The organism is Gordonia sp. (in: high G+C Gram-positive bacteria), from assembly GCF_052106715.1.
Classification (GTDB): domain Bacteria; phylum Actinomycetota; class Actinomycetes; order Mycobacteriales; family Mycobacteriaceae; genus Gordonia.
Genome location: NZ_JBQEDL010000039.1, coordinates 1 through 24,939, shown reverse-complemented (window position 1 = coordinate 24,939; position 24,939 = coordinate 1). Strand labels below are relative to the sequence as shown.

Genomic DNA, 24,939 nt, shown 5'->3' with positions numbered 1-24,939 from the left:
TGTGACAGCCTCGCGGTACACACCCCCCGCGCTCCGGCCACTGCAGTGGGGACGCAAAGCGATCGCAGGGCCGCGCGACGGACTCGTCGCGATGGGCCACCTGATCACCTTCCTCGTGCGCTCGATCGCTCTCGCGCCCATCACCTTCCGCCACTACAAGAAGGAAGTCTGGCGACTGCTGTCGGACGTCGCGTGGGGCAACGGCGCGATCGTCGTGGGCGGCGGCACCGTCGGCGTCATGGTGATTCTCGGTGTCATGGGCGGCGCGACCGTCGGCATCGAGGGGTACACTGCGCTGCATCTGCTGGGCATGGACCCGGTGACCGGTGGTCTGTCGGCGTTCGCGACGACCCGCGAGATCGCACCGCTACTTGCCGCGACGGCGTTCACCGCGCAGTCGGGCTGCCGTTTCACCGCGCAGTTGGGCTCGATGCGCATCAGCGAGGAGATCGACGCGCTCGAGTCGATCGCGATCCGCCCGTTGCCGTACCTGGTTACCACCCGCATGGCGGCGGCAGTGCTCTCGATCATCCCGCTGTACGCGATCTCGCTGGCCGCGAACTACATCGCCTGCCAGGTGATGTTCCAGGTGCAGAGCGGGCAGGGCTCGGGGACCTACGAGCACTACTTCGACTCGTTCATCATGTCGCGCGATGTGGTGTTCTCGTTCATCAAGGTGATCGTGTTCGTCCTGCTGACGACGTTCATCCAGTGCTACTACGGCTATTTCGCGTCGGGTGGCCCGGAGGGCGTCGGGATCGCCGCAGGTCATGCGATCCGGTTGTCGATCATCACCATCGTCTTCGCAAATCTGATCTTGACGCTCGTGTTCTGGGGTATGACCGCCGGAATCAGGATATCGGGGTAGCCGGCTAATGAAAATCGATACAGGTGGACGTGACCCGTCGGTGGCGACGTACCTCGTGCGCGGAGTGATCTTCGCCGTGGTCGGCCTCGTCGTGCTCGGCGTCCTGTGGGCGCGGTACGAAGGCAAGTTCGACAAGACCACCGACGTTTCAGCGTCGTTGACCGATGTCGGCGACGGGCTCATCAGCGGTGCCGACGTGCGCTACAACGGGATGATCGTCGGCGAGGTGGACTCGGTGTCGGTCGTCGGCTCGTCGTCCGACCAGCGACGCGAAGTCCAGATGCTGCTCGAGCCGAAACAGGCCGAGGGGATTCCGGCGAATACGACGGCGCGGACCGTGCCGTCCAACCTGTTCGGGGTCAACTCGGTCGAGCTGATCCGACCCGAACACCCGTCCGATGACCGACTATCCGCCGGTGACGTGGTCAAGGCCGACACCTCGGAACCGACGATCCGGCTGCAGGACGCACAGAACGATCTGCGGACACTCCTACGCAGTGTCCCGCCGGAAGACCTCGGGATGGTGCTCGGCACCATCGCCGACGCTCTCGACGGTGGCGGCGCCACGTTCTCGACGTTCGTCGGAGTCCTCGACAACTACTGGAAGACGATCAACGCGCAGTTCCCACCCGGCGCGCCGTCCGGCTTCGACGCCTTCACCTCGTCGGTCAAAGGCCTCGCCGCGTCGACCCCGGATCTGCTCGACACGCTCGGTAAGTCGGTGAAGCCGGCGTTGACCCTCACCGAGAAGCAGGACGATCTCACGGCATTGCTCTCCAACAGTCAGGATCTCCTGGACACGACGCAGGCGTTGTTCGCCAAGAACGGAGACGCGGGCAAGCGGGTCGTCCGTGACCTCAACACCACGTTGGGCGCCACGATGCTCGACCCGGACGCGATGCCGCAGGCGCTCAACGAACTCTACGTCCTCGCCGGGCGGGTGCTTGGCGTTTTCACCGGGACCAACGGACACGTTCAGTTGAATCTGGGTGTCAACTTCGGCGCCTACCGGATGTACTCCAAGCAGAACTGTCCGGTGTATGACGGCGGACCGTACGGTCAGCTGCGTGGACCGGGCTGTGTCGGCCCTGGCACGGGTACCGGTCCGACGATGTCCGGTCCGCTGTCGGTGTATCCCGAGGGCGGGATGCAGCCGGACCGCAATCGGAAACGAGCCAGCGGTGTCTCGACCTCACGTGATTCGAAGACATTGGGGACCGCGCTCGGTCGCAAGCCGACGTCCGCGGAGACGTTGATGGTCGGTCCGCTGGTGTCAGTCGCACCCGAGAAGAAGGGACAGCGATGAGTAAGAGCACCGACAGTGTTCGAAAGCCATTGATCGGCTTCGGCGTATTCGCGGTGGTCGCGCTCCTCTTGACCTACCTGATCTGGTCGACCCTGGAACGGACCGTGCAGGGCGAGGTGACCGACTTCGCCACCGAGTTCAGCGACGCGTCGGGACTCGCGTCGGGCGACGACGTCCGCATGGCGGGCGTACGCGTAGGACGAGTGCAAGACATCGAACTCGACGGCGGGCGAGCGCGAGTCACCTTCGAAGTGCAGGACGGCCAACACGTCTACGACAACACCCGGGCAGCGATCCGCTACCAGAACCTGATCGGTCAGCGGTACCTCGCGTTGAATCTGGACGGCGACACACCCGGACCCGAACTGAGTAAGGGATCGACGCTCCACCTGCCGGGAGAGGACTCCTTCGACGTCACCAAGCTGCTCGCCGGCTTCCAACCGGTGTTCGACACGTTGACTCCCGAGCAGGTGAACTCGTTGTCAGAGAGCCTGATCCAGACATTCCAGGGCAACGAGGTGTCGCTTTCGCGCACTCTGGCCCAAATCGGTCAGGTCGCGAGCGACATGGCCGACCGCGACCAAGTCCTTGGCACCATCATCACCAACCTCTCCGTGGTGATGCGTGAACTCGCGTCTCAGGGCAAGCAGGTGCAGACGCTGATCGACAGTGCGTCGAAGCTCGTCGAGAACCTCAACGGCAACTCCGCAGCGTTCGGCAAGTCGATCGACCAGATCGGTACGACCGCAGACGGTTTCGCCGATGTCCTGGCCCAGAACCGCGGTTCGCTCCGCGATGCCGGAACCGCAGCCCGCGAAGCCACGACCAAACTGATCGGCCAGGGCGGGAAGCTCGATGCCATGGCCGAGGTGCTGCCGGAATTCCTCGGCCACTTCCCAAACGTCATGATGCAAGGCACCTACTTGAACATCTACGCATGTGAACTCGACATCGCGATCGGCGACGTTCTCCTTCCGCCGGGACTGATCACGCAGATCGGTGGAACCCAGCACTCGGTGGTGTGCCGATGAACAAGCGTCTTCGATCATCCTTCAACGGTCGTCGTGGCCTGTGGTATGGCATCATCGGCGCCATCGGCATCGTCGTCGTACTCGTCGCCGTGGTCAGCATCAGCTCCGCGAACCTCGGCAAGAAGACCTACACCGGCGACTTCATCCAAGCGGGCGGCCTCCGAACGGGCGACAAGGTGCGGGTCGCGGGCGTCGACGTCGGTGAGGTCAGCGCCACCGAGTTGGCGGGCGACCACGTCAAGGTCACGATGAAGGTCGACAACGACGTCACCGTCAACGAGGACGGCTCCGCCGAGATCAAGATGTCGACCCTCCTCGGCCAGCGCTACGTCGACGTCGTCCTCGGCGAATCCGACAAAGAATTGGATGGCGACCGGATCACCGAGACGCGGGTTCCGTACGACCTGCAGAAGACCCTTGAGAAGGGCACCCCGGTTCTCGCGGGCATCAAAGCCGACGACCTCGCCAATAGCATCCGCACGTTGAACAGCCAACTGAAAGGTGCGCCGGCGATCGCCGAGCCGACTCTCGACGCGTTGACCCGCATGTCGGACGTCATCAACAACCGGACCGACCAGATCGGCCAGCTCATGACCGACACGAAGGCCGTCACCGAACAAGTGCAGGACAGCCAGTTCCAGCTGTCGATCATCGTCGGACAGGGTGCCCAGTTGGCTACCAAGATCCAGACGAGAGAGCGCTTGGTCACCCGGATGCTCGACGGGATCGCCGAACTCACCGAACAGGCGCGAGCGGTGGCTGCAGAGAACAGCAACCAGTTCGCACCGGTCATGGCGAACCTCGACACGATCTCGTCGGGTCTTGAGAAGAATCGTGACAACCTGCGGAAGATGCTCGAAGTCCTGCCGGTGACCGCCCGCCTGACCAACAACTTGGTCGGCGACGGCCCGTATGCCAACGGCTATCTGCCCTGGGGCATCTTCCCCGACAACTGGCTGTGCCTGGCGAAGGTGGTTGACGGATGCTGACCACGAACAGAAGCGGGATGCGACGCGCGCTCGCAGCGGTCGCGGTCACCGCGGCGACGATGCTCACGATCACCGGCTGCTCGCTGATCCCCGCGAGCTGGTCGGCGGCGTTGGGACAGTCCACGACGGTGACCGCGTACTTCGACGACGTGTCAGGCCTGTACGAGGGCAACGATGTCGCCGTCCTCGGGATGCCGATCGGGCGGATCCTGTCGGTCGACCCGCAGGGCACCCGGGTCAAGGTCGAGATGACGGTCGACGACGACGTCGCGATTCCCGAAGACGTGACGGCGGCGATCGTCAACACCTCGATCGTGACGACCCGTCACGTCGAGCTGACGCCCGCGTACACCGGCGGACCGAAGCTCGGCGACGACGGCGTCATCAAGCACACGAAGGCCCCGGTCGAGATCGGAACCCTGTTCGACTCCATCGATCGCCTGGTCGTGAACCTGTCGGGTGACAAGCCGGGCGAAGGCCCCATAGCCGACCTCGTCGACATCACCTCCGGTGTGGCGGACGGCAACGGCGAGCGTCTGCGCGACGCACTCGAGGCGTTGGCGAAGGCAGGAAAGACCGGAGCGGACAACGGCGACGCGATCGTCGACATCATCAAGTCGTTGAGCACGTTGACGACGACGCTCACCGACAATTATCCGAAGATGATGCAGTTCTCGTCCTCGATGACGCAGGTCTCGCAGATGCTCGGCGACCAGTCGGCGGGCTTGGTCTCCACATTGGGCGACTTGAACCGCACGTTGCAGAACACATCGGAGTTCTTGGCGAACAACGCGGGCACCATTAGCTCGTCGACCGGACGGTTGAGCGCGGTCATCGGGAACCTGTCGGACTATTCACGGCAGGTCGTCGAAGCAGTCGATATCGCTCCGCTGCTATTCCAGAACCTGTCGAACTCGATCTCGGCAGAGCAGGGCGCATGGCGTGCCTCGGTGCTGCTCGACAAGTCGTTGCTCGACAACGAACTCACCACGACAGTGTGCGAGGCGATCAGAGTGGACAAGAAGGGATGCCGAAACGGGCAGCTGAAGGATTTCGGCCCCGACATGGGTGTCTATTCCGGACTGTTGGGGCTGTTGACGAAATGACACGTAAGAGGAAGTTCGCAGCAGCAGCCGTCGCGCTTGTGACGACGATCAGCCTCGCCGCGTGCGGCGCGGTCCCCGGCGTCACCGTCGAGCAGATCCCGTTGCCCGCGCCAGGCGGCATCGGCGACGCGATCACCGTCCACGCGTCGTTCGACAACGCGCTCAACCTGCCTTCCCAGGCCAAAGTGCGGTTGGGAGGCACCGACGTAGGCGAGGTCGACGACATCGTCGCCGAGAACTATCGCGCCAACGTCACCATGTCGGTGTCCAAGAGCGTGACTCTCCCGGTGGGTACCGGGGCCGAACTCCGTCAGGCGACGCCCCTGGGCGACGTGTTCGTGGCGCTCGTGCCGCCGCCGAACCCGTCGAAGGGGACGATCGGCGACGGCGGCAGGCTGACCGGTCCGACATCGGCTGCGGCGACCGTCGAAGACCTGCTCGTCAGTGCCACCGGACTCGTCGACGGCGGGTCGGTGAGCGCCTTGCAGCGGATCTTCACCGAACTGTCAACGGCGGTCGGCGGCAACGCACCGGAGTTGCACGGCGCCATCGAAGGATTCACGACCGCGATCGACAAGTTCAACAGGAACTCGGGACAGGTCGATGAGGCGATGGTCGCCACGTCCCGTCTGACGCAGGCACTCGCGGACGGCAGGGCCCAGATCTCGGCGTCGATCAATAAGCTGCCCGCCGCCATCGACGCGGTCGACGGCCAGGTCGGATCGATCCTGACGACGCTCGACAAATCGAATAAGGTGACCTCCGCCACCAACGACTTCCTGAAGTCAGAGAAGCAGAACTTCAGTGACCTGCTGGTCAACTTGAACACCACGTTGGACGCGCTGGATGAGTCGGCGCCGATATTCGGACCGCTCTCGGACCGGTTGACGAAGCTGAATCCGAAATGGGTCAAGTCGACCCAGGGTTCGGCCGCCGCTGTGGCCGCCAAGATCTACTGGCTCTCGCCGGGCGTCGGATTCGATTCGGCCTCACGCCTGCCGGAGGCCGCCGACATCACGAAGGGCGACCACGCACTCCAGGTGACTCTGCAGCGTCTGCTCGCGACCCTCGGCGTGAAGGGCGGCGGCGTGAACGGCGGTGGGCAGCGATGAAGAAGTGGCTCATCAAGCACAAAGTCATCATCGGCAACCTCGGTCTCGTCGTCGTGATGCTCCTCGGTCTGTCGTACCTCGCGTTCGGATCGCTGAGCTGGCGCCCCTGGCAGGGCACCTACGACGTGACCGTGAAGTTTCCCGAGTCCGGCGGTCTGCAGGGCACCAGCAAGGTGATGCTCCGTGGCTCGCAGATAGGGGAGGTCCGCGACATCCAAGTGACGCCGTCGAGCGTCCAGGTCGAGCTGCGGTTGAACGACGACGTGAAGATCAATAAAGAGGCGAAGGTGTCGGCACTGGGTCTGTCGGCGGCAGGTGAGCAGTATGTGAACTTCACCCCCGCCACCAATGCGGGCCCGTACCTGGAAGACGGCGACACCATCGAGATGGGCGACCAGACGCACGTGACCGTCGCGTTCTCATCGATGCTGCAGTCCACCTTGGATGTGATCGGCCAGATCGATGCGCCGAAACTCACGTCGACCTTGCAGGAACTCGAGATCGCGCTCAACGACAAGGGCCCGAACCAACTCAAGTCGATCTTCCACTCCGGCGGAGTCATTTTCGCAGACCTGGCTCGGGTGCTTCCGCAGACGACGAAGCTCATTGAGAACCTCGGCACCGTCTTCAAGACCACAGCCAACGTCCAACCGGACTTCCAGCGACTCGCCACGGGCACGAACGAGTTGATGACGGCCGTCGCGAATGCGGACGGGGAGATCCGGAAGCTGCTCGGCAACGGTCCAGCACAGTTCACGTCGCTCGCTGGTTCGTTGTCCACGATCACCGACCCGGTCACCGACATCGTGAAACAGTTCTTGGACATCGGCAGGCAGGGAGCGCTGCGCGCGCCGACGCTGGCGAATCTGTTCCCGACGATCCGTGACGGCAGCATTCAGGCGCAGAAGATGTTCCACGACGGGGCCTGGTGGGCGTTGGCGTCGTTGTACCCGCGCCCTGCCTGCAACTACTCGCTGGCTCCGGTACGACCGACCAAGATTCTGGAACTGGCCGTTCCGACCAATCTGTACTGCGAGACCAAGGATCCGACGCTGCAGACTCGCGGCTCCGCGAACGCTCCCCGGCCCGAGGGCGACGACACGGGGCGGCCGCCGCCGAACTACGATCCGAATGCACGCACGGTTCCGCTGGACAAGTGAAGGATGTATGAGCTCCGAGGATTCTGAGATCGAGAACACCGCAGGCGACGAAGGGCGCGAGACCGAGAAGGAGACGGTCGACGTCGGTGACACCGCAGACGACACCGCAGACCGAGCGGGGGCCGCGACCAGCGGAGTCGCCGCCAAGGCCAAAGCGCGGGCGCAGGCTCGTGCCGACGAGCAGGAGTCGGCGCAGGGAAAACAGTTCACGGTGTCCGCGCGCGCCCTAACCCGCGCCGCGGCGGCAGTCGTCGTGATCGCAGTCCTCGTCGTACTCGGCTTCTGCGGGTGGAAGTGGTATGACACCCAGCAGGAGTTGAACGCGTTCGACGACAGCAAGGCTGCCGCCTCCGAATACGTCACCCAGTACTTCGGAGTCCTGTTGAAAGACGGTGCGTCGGCCGATCAGCTTAAGGCGAAGGTCGGCCCGCTGTCGACGGGCGCACAGAAGAAGCAGATCGAGACGTCGGCGTCCGAGACGGTGAAATGGCGTGACACCCAGAAACTCGCGAACGTGACGACCAAGATCAATTCGTCGATGGTCGAGTCGTTCTCGACCGATCACGCCGTGACAGTGGTGAGCTTCGAGTTCACCGGGACGTCGGCGACGGCCCCCGGCGGCGGCCACGCCGTCACCCTCATCCAGTTGACTCTAGACAAGGTCGATGGCGACTGGCTCGTCTCCAATGTGCAGGCAGTTCCGGGGATGGCCGGCGAGTCGGCGTCGACCGGTGACCCGAATGCGCAGACCGGGCCGGTGCCCGCGATACCGACGCAACCGGCGGGTTGAGCCTGCGCGGGCTAGAGGAGTTCTAGGACCACGGCGGGCCGGTCCTCGAGCACGACGTCGGCGGTGACGCTGCCGTAATGGTCGGCGCCGGTGACGGCGTCGCGCCACACCCCGGGCGGCAACGGGATCACCGCGTGTTCGCGAGTCGGGCCGGGCCGGAACGTGTGAGCCAGACGGACGGCTGCCACGAGCACGTGCGGCTGTCCGTCGGCGTCGCCCCGCGTGAACGCCACGACGTGGATGCCACTCGTGCCCCGGCAGACGACGGCTTCGTACACGCCGCCAGGACCGAAGCACTCCGGGTGGCGCCGACGTACGGCGAGCGTCGTCGCGACCATCGCGGCCTTCGGATGATCGAGAGATTGCCCGTAGTCGACGGGCCTGCGGTTGTCCGGGTCGGTGAGCGAATCGTCCCACCACTGGGTTCCCTGATAGATGTCCCCCACCCCCGGAGTCGCCAACGACAGTACTTTGCGCGAGATGGACTCGTCACGGGCCGGTGCGGCGATGATCTCGACGAAGTCGCAGATGAGCTCGGCAGGCGTCCCGACCAGCAACTGGTCTATCCACTCGAGTACCGCAGTCTCGGCGGCGTCGTCCACCGTCGTCCACGACGAGATGAGCTGTGCCTCGCGCATCGACTTCCGGGCATAGGCGTGGAAGCGTTCCCGGATGGCCAGGCCCGGGACTCCCGCGTCGGGCCAGACGCCGATCAGGTTCTGTAGCAGGAAGTACGCGGTCTGGGCGTGTGGAGGAGGCACAATGCCCCAGAGCGTCAGAACCAGTACGGTCCACCGTTGCGGGATCTGCGCGATCACCGCGATCCGCGCCCGCACGTCCTCGCTCCGTTTGGTGTCGTGGGTCGATAACGCGGACAGCGACCGAGGCCAGTTGCGGGCGCGGGCGGCCAGAGCGCCGTGGAACTCGTCCCGATCGACGGACGGGATCAACGGGGTGCAGCCGAGTTCGTTCGCAGACACCAGACGGCCCGTCCGGTGGTAGCCGATGTCCTCGATCTCCTTCGCCGACACCGCGTACACCGCTTCGCCGTGTCGGGCGACGGCCTCCGGTGCGGTGTCCGGGTCGGTGAAGGCGCGCGCCAGTACGTCGAGGCCGTCGCCCATGGAGGGGGTCTCCCGGCGGATTCGCGCGATCCTGGCGACGACCGCGGGCGCGAGCGACGGGTAGCCGGGGCGAGCGACGGGTGCACGCGAGACGACCGTCGCGACAGCTGCCTGCACCCGGTGGACGGGGACGTCGGGCGCCGATCTCGCGAACAGTGCGGTAGTACGCCGGACTCGGTCTGAGAACAGATCGATGAGCGTCACATGGCGCAGCTGCGACGCCCGCGTATTCAGTTCGTCGCCGTCGCCCGACATGCCGGTGACCCGTTGGTAGACCTCCGACAGCTCGATCGCGCCGGAGGGTGCGGTGAACGCGCCCTCGATCAGGCGGAGCTGGTCATAACCGGTCGTGCCGTCGACGGGCAGTTCCGGATCCAGCCGCTCCCCGACGCTCAGCCCCTTCTCCACGTACAGGAGTCGGTCGCCGATGTCCTCACGAAGTCTGCGGCAGTAGCCGATCGGATCGATGAGCCCGTCGAGGTGGTCGACGCGGACACCGTCGAAGAGGTCGTCGGACGCCAGCTCACGCAGCCATTCATGAGTGGCGTCGTAGACCCGCGGGATCTCTTGGCGAAGGGCCGCCAACTCGTTGACGGCGAGGAAACGCCGATATCCGATCTGACGGCTGTCGAACGGGACCAACCGATAGCGCTGACGATCGAGGACCTCGCGCGCGGAACGGCCCGACGAGACGGTGCCGTCGGAGGTCGGCAGGTATCGCTCGCCGAACCACAGCTCCCCGTCGATGAGGCGCAACTGCGACAGGTCGCCGTCGGCGGGCAGCCACGGCAGGCACAGCGCACCGTCGCCGAAGTCGAGATCGAGGTCGAAGTACTCGGCGTACCGGGACTCGGCACCGTTGCGCAGGACGTCGGCCCACCAGTGGTTGTGGCGGGCGTCGAAGACACCGATGTGGTTGGGGACGATGTCCAACACGATCCCGATCCCGAGGGCCTGTGCGTGCGCGTGGAGCAATCGGTAACCGTCGATGCCACCGAGTTTGGGCGAGATGCGGGCGGGCGGGCACCAGTCGTAGCCGTGCGTTGAACCGGGCATGGCAGCCAAGATCGGCGACAGGTAGAGGTGACTGATACCGAGGTCGACGAGATGATCGAGAATGCCGGCGACCTCTGCGAACGCGAAGTCGGGCGTCAGCTGCACCCGATAGGTCGCGACTGGGTCGGCTGGGGCCGTGGTCATCGCGCTCCGATCGTGTGCGGTGGGTGCCCGATCAGCGGAACGGACCGAACGACGGCCCGGTCCACGGCAATGCCGCCTCCAATTCGCGAGACAGCGCGCTGCTCAAGCTGCGGACGTACGTTGCTCCGAGGTGGTGGTCGTCCTTGTAGACGATGATGTTACCGACGATCGCCGGACAGAACGTGTCGTCGCAGACATAGTCGGACAGATCCAGCGGAGACAGGAGCCGATTGCGCAGTGCGTAGTCGGTGATCGGATCGACGGGGTCCAGCGCCGCCGCTCGCTCCGAGCCGCACGTCTGCGCGTCGCCGCCGTTGGCGAGGCAGCCTGGCGTGTTGATCGGATGCCCGGCGTCGTCGTGCGGCCACGGTGTGTCGCGGATCGCGATCACTGGCAGTCCGGCTGCCGTCAGTGCGTCGAACACGCCGAGGTAGCCGGGTGGCACGTGATCGGCCGCCCCGTCGGGGCTCGGTCGAGTCGAGTTGGTGAAAACGGCGTCGGGTCGGACGCGTTCGAGTTCATCGAGCACCTTCCGCACCCAGGTCGCGCACTCCGGATAGGGCGCTCCGTCGAGGCGCGTCGGACTCTCCTCCAGCGTGAGGGGGCATCCCATTTTCAGGTAGGTGGTGACCCTGAAGCCGTTTCGCTTGCCGATGATGTCGAGCGCGGGGACCCACATCTCGGCGTGCGAACCGCCCGCGACGGCGATCGTGCGCTCGGCGTTCGGGTCGCCGTACACGCCGACATGGAAGTCGAGGTCTGCGAAGTCGGCCATCACACCGTCGGCCGTCGTCGGGGCCAGGTCGAACTCTGCCGCCAGCGGAGTGGGCTGCGGGTCGAGCGCGGGCACCGGGATCTCGTCTATCTGAGCGCGGGCGCCGGGATACAGGCGGGGATCGAGGTCGGCGGTGTCGACCGCGATGGCCGCCATATGGTGCTCCCAAAGTTTGGCCCCGGTGCCGACGACGGCGGCGCCGAGTACCAGGAACGTCGAGAGGATCGCGGCGTAACGGATCCGCGGGCGACCCGGCCAGTGGCGGTCGGCGAGGGGCGAGCGTCCACCTCCTCGTAACGGGTCCTCGATGAAGCGCTTGACCAGCCACGCGAGAGTGAGCGAGACTGCGAGGATGCACGTCCCTTCGACGAACGTCGCGTGGTCGGAGTCCGCGTGCGCGAGATAGAAGATGAGCAGTGGCCAGTGGATCAGGTAGAGGGCATAGGCGAGATTGCCCAGCCAGACGCCCTGGCGGGAGGCCAGGAGCCGGTTGGCGGCCGGACGAGGCCCGGCCTCGGAACCCGCCCAGATGACGAGCAAGGTCGCGCCGACCGGCACCCAGGCCAACGGCCCCGGGTATTCGGCGACGCCGTCGATCCACCAGCCGCACGACGCGATGAGCGCGAGCGCTCCAACCGTGACCAGCGTTCGCAGCCACGACGGCACGCGGGCTCGGGGCATCCAGACGGCGAGTAGACCGCCGACGAGCGGCTCCCACAGTCGAGCCAGCGTGTCGTAGTAGTTGTACGGCTGGTTGACGCCTTGCTGCGCCGTCGCGTAGCAGAACGACGCGGCGGCGACGACCGCGACGATGACGCCGATGACTGTGCGGATCACCGTTGCCCGAGTGAACGCCGGAAGCACGGTACCGAGGAGTTTGAGGACTGCCGCGAGGACGAGCGCGCACATCATGGTCGCGACGAAGAACTGCCCTTGCATCGACATCGACCACAGGTGCTGCAGCGGACTGTTGGCCGAACTCGCCGCCAGATAGTCCTGCGAGTTCCACGCGAGATTGTAGTTCTGGAAGTATAAGGCGCTGGCGACGATCTCGCGGCCGATGTTGACCCACCGCGTTTGCGGAAGAAAGATCAACGCTCCGATCGCGACACCGATCAGCGCGGTGACCAGTGCGGGAAGCAGTCTGCGTAGCAGGCGGGACAGGCGCGGCCACGGGTTGAGCGTGTCGCGGAAGGTCGCGACCGGATCGGCGGAGGCGATCGAGTGCCGCAGCAGTGAGCCGACGAAGAAGTATCCGGACAGGGTGAGGAAGACGTCGACGCCACCGGAGACCTTGCCGAACCAGACGTGGAAGCAGGCGACCAGGGCGATGGCGACTCCACGCAGACCGTCCAGATCGGTGCGGTACGCGGGACGAACGTCGGGCGCGGGGTCGGTGGCGGTCACGATATCGGTCGTTTCGGTCAGTGGACGTGAGAGTCCTTGTTCATGAACGACTCATGAATGTACTCAACCGCGCCTAAAGACCTCTAATCGGTCGAGACAGCAGTCTGTGCGCGCGCGCCCGCGACGATGACGTCGAGACCGCGTGCGAACTCGCTGTCGAAATCACGCCCGGACGGTCCGGTGACCCCGAGCCGCTCCATCTGGGTGCGGGTCTGCTCCTCGATAGTGAGCCCGATCGTCAGCTGGCACACCGCGGTCGCCACCCCGTCAGCCGTCTGCGCGTCGAGTCCGCCGTCGCGGGCGACGGTCACGATCGTCTCCAGGGTCGAGCGAGTGGACAGTCCGGATGCCCACGCCGACGACACGATCTCGGCGCTGTCGGGAACGTCGAGCAGGGCGGCTCGCATCGCTACCGCGGCGCTCCGGATCCGTTCGGGCGCAGAGCCTTTCCTCGAGGGCTCGACGCCTGCGAGGATGTCGTCGGCGAGCGCCGCGAGCATCGTCTGCTTGTTCGGGAAGTGCCAGTAGAGCGCGTTCGGTCGGACTCCGAGGTCGGTGGCCAGTCGGCGCATGGTCAGGTCGGCGAGGCTGTGCTCGGCCAAGATGGCGCGTGCGGCGGCGAGGACGTCGGCCCGGGAGTTGCTCACTCGGCCAGGGTAGCGCGCGAATCGACGCTCCTGTACGACGTACAGGTGTTCCTGTACGGTGTTCAGGACCGCAGCGGTGTGCTGTGACGAGAATTGTGTGAGGAGCGCCGAGTGGATCAGGTCGCCATCGAGCAGATCGACGCCGATCACGTGTGGCACCCGTACGGCGGCTTCCCCGCTTCGACGTCGCCACGGGTGGTCGAATCGGCGTCCGGAGTGCGTTTGACGTTCGCCGACGGGTCGACCGCCGTCGACGGCATGAGTTCGTGGTGGGCGGCGATCCACGGGTACCGGCACCCGGTTCTCGACGCCGCGGCGACGGCCCAGTTGCAGAAGATGTCGCACGTCATGTTCGGCGGCCTCACTCACGAACCGGCCGCACGGCTGGCCGCGACTCTCGTGAACCTGACTCCCACACCGCTCACCAAGGTCTTCTTCGCCGACTCCGGATCGGTCTCGGTCGAGGTGGCCATCAAGATGGCCGTCCAATATCAACGAAGTCGGGGGCACGCCGAACGGAACCGGGTCCTGACCTGGCGCGGTGGCTACCACGGCGACACATTTGCGCCGATGAGCGTGTGCGACCCGGAGGGCGGCATGCACGCCATGTGGCGCGGCGTGATCGCCGAGCAGGTGTTCGTGCCCGCACCGCCGGTCGATTACGACGAGGACTACATCGCGCTCGTCGACGACGCATTGGCCGGGCAGGGCGACCGGATCGCCGCGGTCATCATCGAACCCGTGGTGCAGGGTGCAGGCGGCATGCGGTTCCACGATCCGCGACTGGTCCGTGCACTGCGAGGCCTGTGCGACGCACACGACGTGCTGTTGATCTGCGATGAGATCGCGACCGGATTCGGGCGGACCGGTGAACTCTTCGCGGTCGACCACGCCGGGATCGCACCCGACATCCTGTGTGTCGGCAAGGCATTGACCGGCGGTTACCTGACCCTGGCCGCGACACTGACGACCGGCGAGATCGCCGAGGTCATCAGCCGCGGAGAGGCGGGCGGTCTTGCGCACGGGCCGACGTTCATGGCCAACCCGCTCGCGTGTGCGGTCGCGTCCGCGTCGCTCGAGGTGCTGGCGGCATCGGACTGGCGCACCCGGATCCCGCAGATCGAGAACGGGTTGCGCACCGGGCTGGCGCCACTCGCGGACCTAGCCGGAGTCGCCGACGTCCGGGTTCTGGGGGCGATCGGCGTCGTCGAACTGGACCGCCACGTGGACATGCGGGCGGCGACTGACGCGGTTCTCGACGCGGGCCTCTGGCTGCGCCCGTTCCGCAACCTGATCTACACGATGCCGCCGTTCGTCATCGACGACGCCGACCTGGCGACGATCACCGGGGGGCTCGGCGCGGGTGTCCGAGCGAGTCTGGCGGCCGCCGCATGACCGCCGCGTGGCTCGCCGCTGTCGCAGACCGGACGCGCGTCGCGGGCCTGCATCGCGCGCCGGTTGCGCGGCAACCGGGGGTGAGCGAGATCGACTTGGCGTCCAACGACTACCTGGGACTGTCCCGCCATCCCGCGGTGATCGCGGGAGCACACGCGGGGCTGGACACGTGGGGGACGGGCGCGACGTCGTCGCGACTGGTCGTCGGGACGACACAGGCGCATCTTGACTTCGAGGACGACTTCGCGAGCTTCCTGGGAACCGAGTCGTCGCTGTTGTTCTCGTCCGGGTACCTGGCCAACGTCGGGGCGATCACCGCGCTGGCCGGGCGCGGCGACCTGATCGTCAGCGATGCCGGTGCGCACGCGTCCCTGATCGACGGCTGTCGGCTCTCGCGCGCCCGAGTGGTGGTCGTCGACCGCGGCGATCACGATGCGGTCCGGCGTGCCTTAGCGCAACGTGTGGAGGATCGCGCCCTCGTCGTGACCGACTCCGTGTACAGCATCGACGGGCGACTCGCCCCGCTCGGCGAGTTGTACGCGGCTGCCCGGGAGACGGGCGCGACGCTCCTCGTCGACGAGGCGCATGCGATCGGCGTCCGCGGGCCAGGAGGTCGCGGTCTCGTGGCCGAGTGTGGACTGGCGGGCGTCGACGATCTGGTCGTCACCGCAGTCTGCTCCAAATCGCTTGCCGCTCAAGGGGGAGTGGTCGCCGGGTCACGGTTGTTGCGCGATCATCTGATCGATCACGCGCGGACATTCATCTTCGACACCGGTCTCAACCCGGCCGCGGTCGGCGCAGCGCACGCCGCACTCCGGGTCCTGGTCGCCGATCCGGGCCTGCCGCTCGCGTTGCGCCGCAACGCCGATCTCATCGCGAGCGCACTCGGAGCGCCTGCCCCTGACTCGGCTGTCGTCTCGCTCGTCGTCGGCGATCCCGCCGCCGCTGTCACCGCTGCAGGCATCTGTCGAGATCGAGGGGTTCTCGTCGGATGTTTCCGTCCGCCGTCGGTGCCCGAGGGTACATCGCGGCTTCGTCTCACGGTGCGCGCGGACGTCGACGACGCCACTCTCGGCACGGTGGCCGACGTGGTACGTGACGCGTTGGCCTCAGTCGCGCCTCGGCGGGGCCTCGCGCACCGCTCGAGTGCCATGGAGGCCGTCCGATGACCGCGCGCATCCTAGTCGTCACAGGCACCGGAACCGACGTGGGTAAGACGATCGCCGTGGCGACGATCGCCGCCGCGGCCCACTCCGACGGACTGCGCGTCGGCGTGGTCAAGCCCGCGCAGACCGGTGTCGCGCCGGGCGAGGCCGGTGACCTCGCAGCCGTTCAGGCTCTGGTCGGCACCCTGCCGACGCGCGAAGGCGCCCGCTACCCGGATCCGCTCGCGCCCGAGAGTGCCGCACATCGGGCGGGGCTGGGGTTTCTGACTCTTGACGGCGTGTGCGGCGCGGTCGGTGACCTATCTGCCGACTGCGATCTGGTGATCGTCGAAGGCGCAGGCGGCGTCCTGGTGCGACTCGCGCCGGATCTGACGATCGTCGACGTCGCCCGAACTCTGCATGCGCCTGCTGTCGTGGTCACCGCCCCCGGTCTCGGGACGCTGAACCACACCGAACTAACCGTTCGCGAACTCGCCCGCGCGGGCGTCACCGTCACCGGCCTCGTCGTCGGATCCTGGCCAACCGAGCCCGACCTCGCGATGGAGTGCAACCGCGAGGATCTGGAGCGGTTGACCGGCGTGCCGATCGTCGGGGTCGTTCCCGCGGGAGCAGGGGCCCTCACGCCCACCGAGTTTCAGATCTCTGCACCCTCGTGGGTGCGGCCCAGTCTCATCGTCAGCCCGACCCATCATGATCGACAGGAGTGCATCCAGTGACCACCACCGAACAACCGCAGAGCGCTGCAACCGCCACCGACGACATTCTCGCCACCGCCCGCGAGCAGGTTCTCGAACGCGGTGTCGGCCTCGGCCAGGATCAGGTGCTGCAGGTCCTGCAGCTTTCCGACGACCGGCTCACCGAAGTCCTCGCGCTGGCCCACGACGTGCGTATGCGTTGGTGCGGTCCCGAGGTCGAAGTCGAGGGCATCATCTCCCTCAAGACCGGCGGCTGTCCGGAGGACTGCCACTTCTGCAGCCAGTCGGGACTGTTCGCGTCCCCGGTCCGCAGCGCATGGATCGACATCCCGTCGCTCGTCGAAGCGGCGAAGCAGACGGCGAAGACCGGGGCGACCGAGTTCTGCATTGTCGCAGCGGTCCGCGGCCCGGACAAGCGTCTGCTCTCTCAGGTCGCGGCGGGGATCGAGGCAATCCGGAACGAGGTCGACATCCAGATCGCGTGCAGTCTCGGCATGCTGACGCAGGAGCAGGTGGACGAGCTCGCGGGGATGGGCGTGCACCGGTACAACCACAACCTGGAGACGGCGCGCAGCCACTTCCCGAACGTCGTCACCACGCACACCTGGGAAGAGCGGTGGGGGACGCTTCGAATGGTCCGTGACGCAGGCATGGAGGTGTGCTGCGGCGGCATCCTCGGGATGGGCGAGTCGCTCGAGCAGCGAGCCGAGTTCGCCGCTGACCTCGCCTCCCTCGAACCCGACGAGGTCCCGCTGAACTTCCTCAACCCGCGCCCGGGAACGCCGTTCGGCGATCTGGACGTGCTGCCGCCGTCCGAAGCCCTCAAGTCGGTAGCAGCCTTCCGGCTTGCGTTGCCGCGCACCATTCTTCGGTTCGCCGGCGGCCGCGAGATCACACTCGGCGATCTCGGAGCCGAACAGGGGATCCTCGGCGGTATCAACGCCGTCATCGTCGGCAACTACCTGACGACGCTCGGCCGTCCGGCCGAGAGCGACCTCGATCTGCTCGACGACTTGTCGATGCCGATCAAGGTGCTCAATGACACGATCTGACGCTCCCCGCGCGGGGTGTACCGTCGTGGTCGCGCCCGGCGTCGACAGGAGGCAGTAGATGATCGGCATCAACTCGATCGAAACCAGGACAGTTCCGGGGCCGCTCGCTGAGCCGCTCGAGTACGGCGTCTACACCGGGATCGAACTGGAAATGCAGGCCGACGACACGGTTCCCGCGGCTGCCCGCATGGGACTGGAGCCGCCCCGATTCTGCGGACAGTGCGGTCGTCGGATGGTGGTGCAGGTCAGACCGGACGGGTGGGACGCTCGGTGCTCCCGTCACGGCGTCGTGGACTCGGCGGAGCTAGGCCTGCGATGACCGCCCCAATGTCCCCGAGTACATCAGTGTCCCCGAGTACATCGTCGACGAGAGTCGATTACCGTTCGGCGCTCACCTTCGTCGTCGTCGTGCTCGTGCTGTCGGTACTGGTCGGCGGATTGTGGGTACTGATGTCGCCGGCGGTCAAGGCGACAGTGACGACACCGGGCGAAGGGCGTTTCGACCAGGGCGCGTCCGCCAACCTGTTCGGCGGAGTGGCGACGTTCGCATTCTTGACGTTCGGTCTCGGCGTGGTGCTCGCGCTGGCGTCGTGGTTCGGTCTGCGCGGCATGCGCGGTGTGCCGGGCCTGATCTTGACCACCGTGACGGCGATTGTCTCGTCGGGCCTCGCGATGGACATCGGGACGCGGATAGCGAAAGCAGTGCGCCCGGCCCTCGACGAGAACGTTCCGGGCGACTACGAGTTGACGGTCAGACTGTGGTTCGACTCCGATGTCACCCAGCCGTGGCTGTTGTTGATCTGCGCGCCGGCCGCCGCGGTGATCGTGTATCTGGTGTGCGTGCTGACCGCGAAGAATCCGTCGCTGCAAGCAGATCCGCCGACGCCGGATTGGCAGTCAGAGTGGCGGGCGCAGGGTGGCGAATTCGTCGGTCACCCGCAGGGTGGTCTCGGCGAAGGCGTAGAGGCTGGGTGGGCGCCCACCGGATCGCCCCGTCCGCCCGACGGTTCCGGTGGCGACGACCACCCCGCGCCTCGATAGGATCCGTAACAGGTTGGTCGCGTCCACGGTGTAGCCGAGTGCCGCGCCGTAGATCTCGGAGAGCTCCGACATGGGGAACGTGCCGGGGGCCAGTGCGAACGCGATGTTGGTGTACGAGAGTTTCGCGGCGAGCCTGCGTCGCGCCTGTTCGACGATCTGGGCGTGGTCGTACGCCAGGTTCGGCAGATCGCTGACGTCGACCCACAACGCGTCGTCTGAGGTCGATTCGACCGGGATGTCGCGAGGGACGAGTCCGAGGAACGTCGAGGCGATGGTCCGAGTTCCCGGGACTCGGTCCGGATCGGAGAACACCGACAGCTGCTCGAGGTGGGCGACGCGCGTGAGACGCGCCTGTTCGCCGAGATGACGTTGCGCGGCTGCTGGGAGAGTGTCACGGTCGCCGATGTCGCCGCCCGGCAGTGCCCAGCCGCCGCCCCTGCGGACGAGGAGCACGTGAAGCGTGTGGCCGATGTCGCCGCATTCGCGGACCTGAAACACCGAGGACAGCACTTCAACGCGCACGGATTCGGCCATGGCACAGAGTCTAGGAGATCGTGCAGGTCGCGGCGGCGTGTGATGCGCGGAACAATGCCGTCCTCACCGGTGTTACGATGAGCGCAGGGTTATCGATCAATAGTCGGAAACCTGCAGACTTGTTCTACGGCCCTGGCCGCGGCGCAGCCCGCCGTCGCCAGACGATGTGAATGGAGTTCCCGCCATGACGACTGGAACCGTGATCAACCGGACCGAGACCGATCTCGGTATGCCCGACCCGCGCCATGGCATCCCCGCCGCGTACGGGGGAGTCGAGCCCGATGCGGCCTGGGCGACCGAGATCAAGCGCCTAGCGAAAGCGCGGAACGCGACGATCCTCGCCCACAATTACCAACTTCCGGTGATTCAGGACATCGCCGACTACGTCGGCGACTCCTTGGCTCTGTCCCGGATCGCGGCCGAGGTCGACACCGACGAGATCGTGTTCTGCGGCGTCCATTTCATGGCTGAGACCGCCAAGATCCTCAGCCCGGAGAAGCGAGTTCTGATTCCGGACGAGCGGGCGGGGTGCTCGCTCGCCGACTCGATCAGCGCGGACGAGTTGCGCGAGTGGAAGGCCGACTACCCGGACGCGTTGGTCGTCTCGTACGTGAACACGACGGCCGAGGTGAAGGGACTCACCGACATCTGCTGCACGTCGTCGAACGCCGTCGACGTGGTCGCCTCGATCGATCCAGACCGTGAGGTGCTCTTCCTTCCCGACCAGTTCCTCGGTGCACACGTCAAACGGGCCACCGGTCGCGACAACATCCACATCTGGGCGGGCGAGTGCCACGTCCACGCGGGTATCAACGGCGACGAACTGACCGATCAGGTCGATTCGCACCCGGACGCCGAGCTGTTCATCCACCCCGAGTGTGGGTGCGCGACGTCGGCCCTGTACCTGGCGGGTGAGGGCACGGTCCCCGAGGACCGAGTGCAGATCCTGTCCACCGGCGGAATGATCGACGCGGCGAAGGCTACGCAGTCCAAGCAGGTGCTGGTCGCCACCGAGGTCGGGATGCTGCACCAGTTACGTAAAGCCGCGCCGGACGTCGATTTCCAGGCCGTGAACTCGCGTGCCGCGTGCCCGTACATGAAGATGAACACCCCGGCCGCACTGCTGCGTTGCCTCGCCGAAGGCAAGGACGAGGTCTTCGTGGCCCCCGCCGTCGCCGAGCGGGCCCGCGCCTCCGTCGAACGCATGATTGCGATCGGCAACCCGGGCGGCGGCGAATGACGGACGCTTTCGTCGGCGACGAGGCCGCTGCCGGTGCCCTGGTGCTGGACGTCGATGAGGACCTCCTGGCGTTGATCCGTACCGCGTTGATCGAGGATCTGCGGTATGGGCCGGACATCACATCGCTTGCGAACGTGCCGGAGGATGCGCTCGCCGAGGCGAGGATCGTCTCCCGTCAGTACGGCGTCGTGGCCGGACTCCCGGTAGTCCGGGCCGTCTTCGACCAGGTAATCGGTGTGGGCCGCTACGAGGTGCACGAGGAATTGGCCGACGGCACGCGCGTCGAGCCCGGCACCGTGGCGCTCGCGGTGACCGCACCGATGCAGGCGTTGCTGACTGCCGAGCGGACCGCGCTGAACCTGCTCTGCCACTTGTCGGGGATCGCGTCGGCGACTGCGGCGTGGGTAGAGGCTGTCGACGGGACCGCAGCGAAGATCCGAGACTCGCGCAAGACCCTGCCCGGGATGCGCGTCCTGCAGAAGTACGCGGTGCGCGCGGGCGGCGGCGTCAATCATCGGATGGGGCTCGGCGACGCCGCGCTCATCAAAGACAATCACGTGGTCGCCGCCGGGGGCGTCGCGCAGGCTCTGGAGGCCGTTCGTGCCGTGGCGCCGGACGTCCCCGTCGAAGTCGAGGTCGACTCGCTCACCCAACTCGACGAGGTGCTGCCCTTGGACCCGCAACTCGTTCTGCTCGATAACTTCGAGCCGTGGGAGACGCAGATGGCGGTTCAGCGACGAGACGCGCAAGCCCCGCAGACCAAGCTCGAGTCCTCGGGTGGCCTGTCCATCGACGTCGCGATCGACTATGCGCGGACCGGCGTCGACTACCTCGCCGTCGGAGCCCTCACTCATTCGGTAGCCGTCCTCGATTTCGGTCTCGACATGTGATCGGAGCCGATGATCACAGTGCCGTCCGGCATCATGGGACCGTGACTCCGATTGTGCACCGTGCACCTCTCATCGACCTCGACCCGACGACCCTCCACGGCATCCTGAAACTGCGTGTCGACGTGTTCGTGGTGGAACAGGACTGTCCGTACCCGGAGATCGATGGTCGGGACGTCGAGCCGACGACGGTGCACTTCTGGTGCGCCGATCCCGACGGTGCGCCCGTCGCGACGGCACGACTCCTCGTCGACGAACTCGCGGACGGCCGCAAGATCTTTCGCGTCGGTCGTGTCTGCGTCCGCCACGAGTTGCGTGGTACGGGACTCACCCGGGCCGTCATGGACGAGGTCGTCGCCGTGATCGGGGACGCAGCGAGCGTCCTGGACGCTCAGGCGCACCTCGATTCGATGTATGCCCGCTGGGGCTACGTCGTCGACGGCCCTCGATTCGTCGAGGACGGGATACCTCACGTGCCGATGCGACGTCCGGCACCGGGCTCACGTTGACAACCACGACGTCGGTGACGGCCGATTCGGTGTTCTGATCGGTGAACAGTGGTGTGCGTGGCCCGAGGCGACCGCAAACAGGTTGCGGGCACGACATATCCTGGGTGGGAGCCCGAATCGCAGACTTTGAGTGGAGATACCCATGCTTGCCCGTACCGACCTGCGGGGCACCGTCCCGACGCTGAGCGAACTGCGTCGCGCACTGCCCCGTGGCGGAACCGACGTCAACGCCGTGCTGCCTCGCATCACCCCCGTCGTCGAAGCGGTCGCCGAGCACGGCTCCACGGCTGCCCTCGACTACACCGAGCAGTTCGACAAGGTCCGGCCTGCCAGCGTGCGAGTTCCCGCCGACGTGATCAGGCATGCGCGAGAGAGCCTCGATCCGGCTGTGACTGCGGCCCTGCAGGAGTCGATCCGACGCGCCCGGCTGGTCCACGCGGACCAGCGACGTCAGACGACCCGCACTCAGGTGGTGGCCGGGGGCACCGTCGCCGAGAAGTGGATCCCGGTCCGCCGCGTCGGTCTGTACGTTCCAGGCGGTAACGCCGTCTATCCGTCGAGCGTCGTCATGAACGTCGTACCGGCCCAGGAGGCGGGCGTCGGTTCGCTCGTCGTGACCTCGCCCGCGCAGGCCGATTTCGGCGGCTGGCCGCACCCCACGATCCTCGCCGCATGCTCGTTGCTCGGCGTCGACGAGGTGTGGACGGTCGGCGGAGCCCAGGGGATCGCGCTCCTGGCGTACGGCGGCATCGACACCGACGGCGCGACGCTCGACCCCGTCGATCTCGTCACCGGCCCCGGCAACATCTTCGTGACCGCGGCCAAGCGCCTCGTGCGCGGCGTCGTCGGCATCGACTCGGAAGCCGGGCCGACCGAGATCGCGATACTGGCCGACGACTCCGCCGATCCGGCGATCGTCGCATCCGACATGATCAGTCAGGCCGAGCACGATGTCCTCGCGGCGTCGGTGCTGGTCACCGACAGCGAGTCGTTCGCCGACGCGGTCGACGGCGCGGTCGAGACCGCTGCGAATGCCACCAAGCACTCCGAACGAGTCAAGGCGGCCCTTGCGGGCAAGCAGTCCGGCATCGTCCTCGTCGACGACCTCGATGCGGGCATCGCCGTCGTCGACGCCTACGCCGCCGAGCACCTCGAGATCCAGACGCGCGACGCCGCCGCCGTCGCCGACCGCATCACCAGCGCGGGCGCAGTCTTCGTCGGCGCGTACTCACCGGTGAGCCTCGGCGACTACTGCGCGGGATCGAACCACGTCCTGCCGACAACCGGTTCGGCGAAGTACGCGTCCGGCCTGTCTGTGCAGACCTTCCTGCGCGGCGTTCACATCATCGACTACGACCGCGATGCGCTGGCCGGAGTCGCCGACCACGTCGTGACCCTCGCGAACGCCGAAGACCTTCCCGCGCACGGCGAGGCGGTCACCGCGCGATTCGCGGTCGACCGGTGAGTGCGCAGCGCTCGGTGCGGGCGCCTGGGGAAGGATTCACTCTCGCGGATCTGCCGTTGCGGGAGAACCTGCGCGGCAAGTCGGCCTACGGTGCACCTCAACTGAAGGTTCCGGTGGTGCTCAACACCAACGAGAACCCGCACCCGCCGAGTAAGTCGCTGGTCGACGACGTCGCGAAAGCGGTCGGCAGTGCGGCCGAAGAACTCCACCGGTACCCGGATCGGGACGCGATCGACCTCCGCACCGATCTCGCCGCCTACCTGTCCGGTGCCACCGGGGTCGCGCTGACTGTAGACAACCTGTGGGCGGCGAACGGGTCCAACGAGATCCTGCAGCAGATCCTGCAGGCGTTCGGCGGCCCGGGCCGCAGCGCGATGGGTTTCGTCCCGTCGTACTCGATGCATCCGATCATCTCCGATGGCACACAGACGGCCTGGATTCCGGCGCACCGTGCCGACGACTACAGTCTCGACGTCGATGCGGCGATCGCCGCGATCACCGAGGAGGCTCCGGACGTCGTTTTCGTGACGTCGCCGAACAACCCGACGGGGGAGAGCCTCGCGGCCGCCGACGTCGCCGCGATCGTGCGCGCGGCTCCCGGCATCGTGATCGTCGACGAGGCCTACGCCGAGTTCTCCGACGAGCAGAGCGCGGTGTCCCTACTCGACGAGTACGGCGACAAACTGATCGTCTCGCGCACCATGAGCAAGGCGTTCGCGTTTGCCGGCGGCAGACTCGGCTATCTTGCGGCCGCACCGGCGATGATCGAAGCGCTGCTCTTGGTGCGCCTGCCGTATCACCTGTCGGTGATCACCCAGGCCGCAGCCCGCGCCGCGCTGCGGCACAGTGTCGAAACCCTCGACTCGGTGGCCGCGCTCGTCGCCGAACGCGAACGGGTCGTCGCTGCGCTCACCGCCATGGGGTACGACGTGAGCCCGTCGAACGCCAACTTCATCCTGTTCGGCGACTTCGCGGACGCGTCAGCCACCTGGCAGCGATACCTCGACGACGGTGTGCTGATTAGGGATGTGGGCATTCCGGGGCGGCTGCGTGCGACGATTGGACTGCCCGCCGAAAACGATGTCTTCCTGTCGGTCAGCGACAAACTGGCCGGCACCGACCGAAAGCAGTCAGAGTGACCAACGCAGGCACAGGCCAGCACAGGATCGCCCGCGTCGAGCGGACGACGCGCGAGTCGTCGATTCTCGTCGAGATCGACCTCGACGGCACCGGAGTCACCGACATCGACACCGGTGTGCCGTTCTTCGACCACATGTTGACAGCGTTCGGCGCGCACGGCAGCTTCGACCTCACCGTCCAGGCCAAGGGCGACATCGAGATCGATGCCCACCACACGGTGGAGGACACCTCGATCGTGCTCGGCACCGCGATCGGTCAGGCCCTTGGCGATAAGAAGGGCATCCGCCGTTTCGGTGACGC

At 66.5% G+C, this 24,939-nt stretch carries 22 protein-coding genes and 2 pseudogenes; 20 read left to right on the top strand and 4 right to left on the bottom strand.

The window, feature by feature from the left end:
* Position 1: 1 nt before the first annotated feature.
* From ACTIMF_RS16315 to ACTIMF_RS16280, 8 genes are read left to right on the top strand one after another with little or no spacing between them, the layout of a single operon-like run.
* The gene (locus ACTIMF_RS16315) at positions 2-868 is read left to right on the top strand and encodes an ABC transporter permease (RefSeq protein WP_442351334.1); all 867 of its coding nucleotides are present in this window, start codon (positions 2-4) and stop codon (positions 866-868) included.
* Between the two features lie 7 nt (positions 869-875).
* Positions 876-2,174 carry an MCE family protein gene (locus tag ACTIMF_RS16310; protein WP_442351333.1) on the top strand — a complete coding sequence of 433 codons (1,299 nt, stop codon included), beginning with the start codon at positions 876-878 and terminating at the stop codon, positions 2,172-2,174.
* Positions 2,171-3,205: an MCE family protein gene (locus ACTIMF_RS16305; protein WP_442351332.1), complete on the top strand. Its 1,035-nt coding sequence runs from the start codon at positions 2,171-2,173 to the stop codon at positions 3,203-3,205. The genes ACTIMF_RS16310 and ACTIMF_RS16305 overlap by 4 nt, the downstream gene beginning before the upstream one ends.
* The gene (locus tag ACTIMF_RS16300; RefSeq protein WP_442351331.1) at positions 3,202-4,194 is read left to right on the top strand and encodes an MCE family protein; all 993 of its coding nucleotides are present in this window, start codon (positions 3,202-3,204) and stop codon (positions 4,192-4,194) included. The genes ACTIMF_RS16305 and ACTIMF_RS16300 overlap by 4 nt, the downstream gene beginning before the upstream one ends.
* Complete coding sequence (locus ACTIMF_RS16295; protein WP_442351330.1) at positions 4,188-5,300, top strand: MCE family protein; 1,113 nt, start codon at positions 4,188-4,190, stop codon at positions 5,298-5,300. The genes ACTIMF_RS16300 and ACTIMF_RS16295 overlap by 7 nt, the downstream gene beginning before the upstream one ends.
* Entirely contained in the window at positions 5,297-6,412 is a 1,116-nt protein-coding gene (locus ACTIMF_RS16290) for an MCE family protein (RefSeq protein WP_442351329.1), read from the top strand. Before ACTIMF_RS16295 ends, ACTIMF_RS16290 begins: the two co-directional genes overlap by 4 nt.
* Entirely contained in the window at positions 6,409-7,572 is a 1,164-nt protein-coding gene (locus tag ACTIMF_RS16285) for an MlaD family protein (RefSeq protein ID WP_442351328.1), read from the top strand. The genes ACTIMF_RS16290 and ACTIMF_RS16285 overlap by 4 nt, the downstream gene beginning before the upstream one ends.
* A gap of 7 nt (positions 7,573-7,579) precedes the next feature.
* The gene (locus tag ACTIMF_RS16280; RefSeq protein ID WP_442351327.1) at positions 7,580-8,362 is read left to right on the top strand and encodes a hypothetical protein; all 783 of its coding nucleotides are present in this window, start codon (positions 7,580-7,582) and stop codon (positions 8,360-8,362) included.
* An 11-nt stretch (positions 8,363-8,373) separates the two neighbouring features.
* Here the strand turns inward: ACTIMF_RS16280 and treY are convergent, their stop codons facing one another.
* From treY to ACTIMF_RS16265, 3 genes are all read right to left on the bottom strand, one after another.
* Entirely contained in the window at positions 8,374-10,686 is a 2,313-nt protein-coding gene (gene treY, locus ACTIMF_RS16275) for a malto-oligosyltrehalose synthase (RefSeq protein WP_442351326.1), read from the bottom strand.
* A gap of 31 nt (positions 10,687-10,717) precedes the next feature.
* Positions 10,718-12,871, bottom strand: coding sequence for an acyltransferase family protein (locus tag ACTIMF_RS16270; protein ID WP_442351342.1), 2,154 nt, complete (start codon positions 12,869-12,871; stop codon positions 10,718-10,720).
* A gap of 80 nt (positions 12,872-12,951) precedes the next feature.
* Positions 12,952-13,515 carry a TetR family transcriptional regulator gene (locus ACTIMF_RS16265; protein ID WP_442351325.1) on the bottom strand — a complete coding sequence of 188 codons (564 nt, stop codon included), beginning with the start codon at positions 13,513-13,515 and terminating at the stop codon, positions 12,952-12,954.
* Between the two features lie 111 nt (positions 13,516-13,626).
* On the opposite strand from ACTIMF_RS16265, the gene ACTIMF_RS16260 reads away from it, so the two are divergent.
* The 6 genes and pseudogenes from ACTIMF_RS16260 to ACTIMF_RS16235 form a co-directional block, all read left to right on the top strand.
* The gene (locus tag ACTIMF_RS16260; RefSeq protein WP_442351324.1) at positions 13,627-14,910 is read left to right on the top strand and encodes an adenosylmethionine--8-amino-7-oxononanoate transaminase; all 1,284 of its coding nucleotides are present in this window, start codon (positions 13,627-13,629) and stop codon (positions 14,908-14,910) included.
* Positions 14,907-16,079, top strand: a complete 1,173-nt coding sequence (locus tag ACTIMF_RS16255) for an 8-amino-7-oxononanoate synthase (RefSeq protein ID WP_442351323.1) — start codon at positions 14,907-14,909, stop codon at positions 16,077-16,079. The genes ACTIMF_RS16260 and ACTIMF_RS16255 overlap by 4 nt, the downstream gene beginning before the upstream one ends.
* Complete coding sequence (bioD, locus tag ACTIMF_RS16250; protein ID WP_442351322.1) at positions 16,076-16,792, top strand: dethiobiotin synthase; 717 nt, start codon at positions 16,076-16,078, stop codon at positions 16,790-16,792. Before ACTIMF_RS16255 ends, bioD begins: the two co-directional genes overlap by 4 nt.
* The gene (gene bioB, locus ACTIMF_RS16245; RefSeq protein ID WP_442351321.1) at positions 16,789-17,823 is read left to right on the top strand and encodes a biotin synthase BioB; all 1,035 of its coding nucleotides are present in this window, start codon (positions 16,789-16,791) and stop codon (positions 17,821-17,823) included. The genes bioD and bioB overlap by 4 nt, the downstream gene beginning before the upstream one ends.
* 58 nt (positions 17,824-17,881) lie before the next feature.
* Positions 17,882-18,142 carry a biotin synthase auxiliary protein BsaP gene (gene bsaP, locus ACTIMF_RS16240; RefSeq protein ID WP_442351320.1) on the top strand — a complete coding sequence of 87 codons (261 nt, stop codon included), beginning with the start codon at positions 17,882-17,884 and terminating at the stop codon, positions 18,140-18,142.
* Positions 18,139-18,669 (top strand): annotated as a pseudogene (locus ACTIMF_RS16235) (DUF2567 domain-containing protein); the annotation flags it as partial. The gene bsaP and the pseudogene ACTIMF_RS16235, both read left to right, overlap by 4 nt.
* Positions 18,670-18,720: 51 nt before the next feature.
* On the opposite strand, the gene ACTIMF_RS16230 reads toward ACTIMF_RS16235, so the two are convergent.
* Positions 18,721-19,398, bottom strand: coding sequence for an NUDIX hydrolase (locus ACTIMF_RS16230; protein WP_442351319.1), 678 nt, complete (start codon positions 19,396-19,398; stop codon positions 18,721-18,723).
* Positions 19,399-19,627: 229 nt separating this feature from the next.
* Here ACTIMF_RS16230 and nadA point away from each other — a divergent pair, with 229 nt between their 5' ends.
* From nadA to ACTIMF_RS16200, 6 genes and pseudogenes are all read left to right on the top strand, one after another.
* The gene (gene nadA, locus ACTIMF_RS16225) at positions 19,628-20,638 is read left to right on the top strand and encodes a quinolinate synthase NadA (protein ID WP_442351341.1); all 1,011 of its coding nucleotides are present in this window, start codon (positions 19,628-19,630) and stop codon (positions 20,636-20,638) included.
* A complete protein-coding gene (nadC, locus tag ACTIMF_RS16220; RefSeq protein WP_442351318.1) occupies positions 20,635-21,528 on the top strand; it encodes a carboxylating nicotinate-nucleotide diphosphorylase in 894 nt (297 codons plus the stop codon). Before nadA ends, nadC begins: the two co-directional genes overlap by 4 nt.
* 41 nt (positions 21,529-21,569) lie before the next feature.
* Positions 21,570-22,034: a GNAT family N-acetyltransferase gene (locus ACTIMF_RS16215; RefSeq protein ID WP_442351317.1), complete on the top strand. Its 465-nt coding sequence runs from the start codon at positions 21,570-21,572 to the stop codon at positions 22,032-22,034.
* A gap of 142 nt (positions 22,035-22,176) precedes the next feature.
* Positions 22,177-23,499 carry a histidinol dehydrogenase gene (gene hisD, locus ACTIMF_RS16210; protein ID WP_442351316.1) on the top strand — a complete coding sequence of 441 codons (1,323 nt, stop codon included), beginning with the start codon at positions 22,177-22,179 and terminating at the stop codon, positions 23,497-23,499.
* Positions 23,500-23,513: 14 nt separating this feature from the next.
* Positions 23,514-24,638 carry a histidinol-phosphate transaminase gene (locus ACTIMF_RS16205; protein ID WP_442351340.1) on the top strand — a complete coding sequence of 375 codons (1,125 nt, stop codon included), beginning with the start codon at positions 23,514-23,516 and terminating at the stop codon, positions 24,636-24,638.
* Positions 24,635-24,939: pseudogene (locus ACTIMF_RS16200) on the top strand (imidazoleglycerol-phosphate dehydratase); the annotation flags it as partial. The gene ACTIMF_RS16205 and the pseudogene ACTIMF_RS16200, both read left to right, overlap by 4 nt.